Origin of the sequence: Parafrankia colletiae, assembly GCF_001854655.1 — a bacterium.
Lineage (GTDB): Bacteria > Actinomycetota > Actinomycetes > Frankiales > Frankiaceae > Parafrankia > Parafrankia colletiae.
Genome location: NZ_MBLM01000008.1, coordinates 1 through 3,403 on the forward strand (window position 1 = coordinate 1; position 3,403 = coordinate 3,403).

At 67.6% G+C, this 3,403-nt stretch carries 3 protein-coding genes and 1 pseudogene; 2 read left to right on the forward strand and 2 right to left on the reverse strand.

The window, feature by feature from the left end:
* Both CC117_RS39725 and CC117_RS36980 read left to right on the forward strand, forming a co-directional pair.
* Positions 1-1,512, forward strand: a 1,512-nt coding sequence (locus CC117_RS39725) for a YncE family protein (protein ID WP_131803001.1), incomplete at its 5' end; no start/stop codon positions are given.
* Positions 1,513-1,905: 393 nt separating this feature from the next.
* Positions 1,906-2,175: a hypothetical protein gene (locus CC117_RS36980; RefSeq protein ID WP_131803002.1), complete on the forward strand. Its 270-nt coding sequence runs from the start codon at positions 1,906-1,908 to the stop codon at positions 2,173-2,175.
* A 32-nt stretch (positions 2,176-2,207) separates the two neighbouring features.
* Here the strand turns inward: CC117_RS36980 and CC117_RS03410 are convergent, their stop codons facing one another.
* Positions 2,208-2,837, reverse strand: a complete 630-nt coding sequence (locus CC117_RS03410) for a hypothetical protein (RefSeq protein ID WP_071082317.1) — start codon at positions 2,835-2,837, stop codon at positions 2,208-2,210.
* Positions 2,838-3,113: 276 nt separating this feature from the next.
* A pseudogene (locus CC117_RS38415) lies at positions 3,114-3,403 on the reverse strand (toll/interleukin-1 receptor domain-containing protein); the annotation flags it as partial.

Below are 3,403 nucleotides of genomic sequence, written 5' to 3' on the forward strand. Positions count from 1 at the left end.
CCGGTCGGGATCTCGATCACGCCGGATGGCAGAACGGTGTACATCACCAATGAGCGGGAAAACGTGGTGACGCCGATCGACGTGGCCACCAACACCCCCGGCGCCACCATCGCCACCGGAGGTACCCTCCCGTTCGCCATCGCGATCACGCCGGACGGCATAGCCGCCTACGTTGTCAACCGCGACAGCAACGCGGTGACGCCGATCGATCTGGCCACCAGGACCCCCGGCACCCCCATCCCCGTCGGTGACCGACCGATGGGGATCGCGATCACCCCGGCGCCGGTGTGTGGGAGCACCGGTGTGCTGTCCGGGACGACGACGATGACCTGCACCTATCGCACCGTCGGATCGGACACCTTCACGGTGCCCGCGGGAGTCGACTCGGCCGAGATCAGGGTGACCGGCGCCCGGGGCGGGCACTATTTCATCGCCGGCGACGAGGCACACCCATCCCCAGCAGGGGACATCACGGGGCGCCCCGGAGGCAACGGTGGTCAGGCATCCGGGACACTCACAGGTTTGACGAGCGGCCGCGTCCTGCAGGTGGACGTGGCAGGTAGAGGCGCTGACGGAACCGGTGCCTCACGCTCGGGCGGGATGAGCAACGGCCCGTCCGGCGGGTCGGGAGCGCTCGGCGGGTTCGGTGGGTCCGACGCCGGCGTGCACGGTGGGCCCGGTGACGGCTCCGGTGCCAACGGCGGAACAGCGTTCAACGGTGGTAACGGCTCCGGCGGCGGCGGCTCCTCGGACGTCCGCTCGGCCGCGGCGGGGTGTGCCGCACTGACCTGTGACTCGTCCACCCGTGTCCTGGTCGGTGCGGGCGGTGGCGGTGGCGGCGGTACCGGAGGCCAGGGCAACGCGCTCGGCGGGGCCGGCGGTGACGGTGGTGGTGACGCCGGCGCCGATGGTGGCGCGACCGTGGACGGTGGTAACGCCGGAGTCTCCGGCAAGGGCGGCACCCAGACCGCCGGAGGTGTCGCTGGGCTGAACGCGTGCCGGCACGGCGCCGGGAGCCCCCCACCCAGTGACCCGCTGACCGATCCGCGCTGCGGCGGGGACGGTGCCGACAGTACTTCCGCGGCCGGCGGCATCGGCGGGGCCGGGAACCTACCCTGCAACGGGGTGTACACCCCGCCCTGCCAGAACCCGACCGCCACCACTTCCGGCGGTGGCGCGGGCGGCGGCGGTGGCGGCGGCTACTTCGGCGGCGGCGGCGGCAGCGGTGGCGGCGGCCCCTTCGGCGGCGGCGGTGGTGCCGGCGGCGGGGGCGCTGGCGGGAGTTCGTTCGCCGCATCGGGCATCGTGAACCCCGTCCTTGCTGCCGGCGTCAACTCGGGCACGATCAACGACGGCAACGGTGAGGTCACGATCACCTGGACTCCTGCCGGCATTTCGGCTCCGGCTCCGGCATTGACTACCACGCCGACACCAACTCCGACCCCAACCCCAACTCCGACCCCCACACCGGCCCTCACGCCCGCGCTGGCCACGAAGCCTGACCAGACGTAGGGCGAACCCTCAGAAATAGCGCGCGCAAAGCAGCACAGAAACCCGCGCTCGGCCGGTGATCGACTCGATCACCGGCCGAGCCGGCGTTCAACCAGACACATCATCAGGTGGACGGAACGCGCTTCGGACACCGCTGATCCTCTGTATTGCCACGAGACGAGGTCGGTCTGCGACCAGGTCAGGTGCCGCAACACGGCCAGGTGCGGAATTCATGCAGGCTATAGGCCGTAACGGTCGCGGTGTAAATCGGCGCGCAATTCTCGATGCCGTTAGAAATCATATCCGCTCGGAAGCGTAATCCGGCGAGCGTATGCGATACGRTGGCCGAGATGTGGTCGTTGTGCTGAATTCAAGGAATTGCGTAATCACTTGCTGGGCTAAGAATAGGCGCGGGTGGCGATGCTGGTGCGGTCTCTATGGTCGGGTAATGCCGGACAAGCTGCTATGATGCGTGGCGTTGCGGCAAGGAGACGCCCAGATCTGACGGGTTTTATCGATGACTATATATCAGGGTTTCCGCTTGGCGTGTCCATCGGAGACGAACTTGTCGAGTGCCTTTCTGATGAAATTGGGGATTTTGGGATTCAAGGCGACGACTCGTTCACTCCGTATGGGATTGCGCTGGAATCTCTACAGGATCTAATTTTACGAGAAGAAAACTAGATAATCAGGTCTTAGCCTGGATGTACCGCTGTTTATTCCTGTCCGTCGGGGTTCCTGGCGCGAAAGTGCCCTCCGAGTCGGGAGGATGGAAGTTCCCTACGCTTCCGTCCACCAGATCGAGAGGGCACTGCAAGTGCGATTGTTGCATGCGGCGTCGAGGGCGCACGCGCGGTTCGACGACTGCTTTCGACGTCGATGCGTTCCACGACCCGTGCCCCGGTGGGGATCGTGATGGTTTTGGGTCGGGTGGTGGCGACGATGACCGTGCCCGGGGGTARGGCCGGGGGTAGGCCGAGGGGGAGTTCCCCGGCCGGTGGGGGTGGGGCTTCGTCGAGGCCGTCGACGAGGAGGATCACGGGCTGGTCGGGTTCGTCGCGGTCGCGGTCGCGGTTCTTCGCGGCGTCRCAGAGCCGGCCGTGGAGCCAGGCGGTGCTGGTTGCTCCGTCGGGCAGGACCCCGCCGGGGGCGGCGTCTTCGAGTTTCCAGCGGGCGATGAGCTGTGCGGCGAGGTTGAGCCGGGCTGTTTCGGGGGTGTGGCCGTCGGGGAGGCGGGTGAAGTGCGCCGGCCAGACCCGGGTGAACGTCAGGTAGGCCGCCAACGCCGACTTCCCCATCCCCGCCTCTGCCTCCACCAGCAGGTAGCCGCCACGGCGCTGCTGCACACATCGGCTGATGAAGGTGTCGATCTTGCCGATGAGGTCGGTGCGTCCCCGGAATCTGGCGACCGGGTTGGCGGTGTCCGCCGGGTCGGACAGTCGTAGGTGCCCGGGCAGGGGGCGAGATTGATCGTGGCGTGGCGCAGCAGTTGGAAGGGGCCGGAGAACCGCTGTTGCAGGACCTGCCCGTAGTTCACCCCGACGGCTTGGCCGTTCGGAGCGGACGCAGCGTTCACCATCGGCTGACCCTGATCGTCAAGGTGGCGTCGCTGGCATTGGGGGTCACCGGCTGGAGTCGTTCCGATGCTGGATGATCTGCCCGTGGTTGATCCCGATGGCCTGTCCGCCGGGTGCGGTGACGTTTCCGATCTGGATGCCGCCCGGTGGGACGGATACGCCGGTGTGTGCCTGTCCGGTCGTTTCGGGTGTGGGTGTGGGTGTGGGGAACGGGGGCGGTGCTGGTGCTGCGTTTGTGCTGGTGGGAAACGGTGGGGCGGTGGCCGGTTTCGCCCGTGCGCCGGAGACGGCGAGTTCGGCCGTGTGCAGCAGGTCCGTTCGTGCTGTGTCCTGGG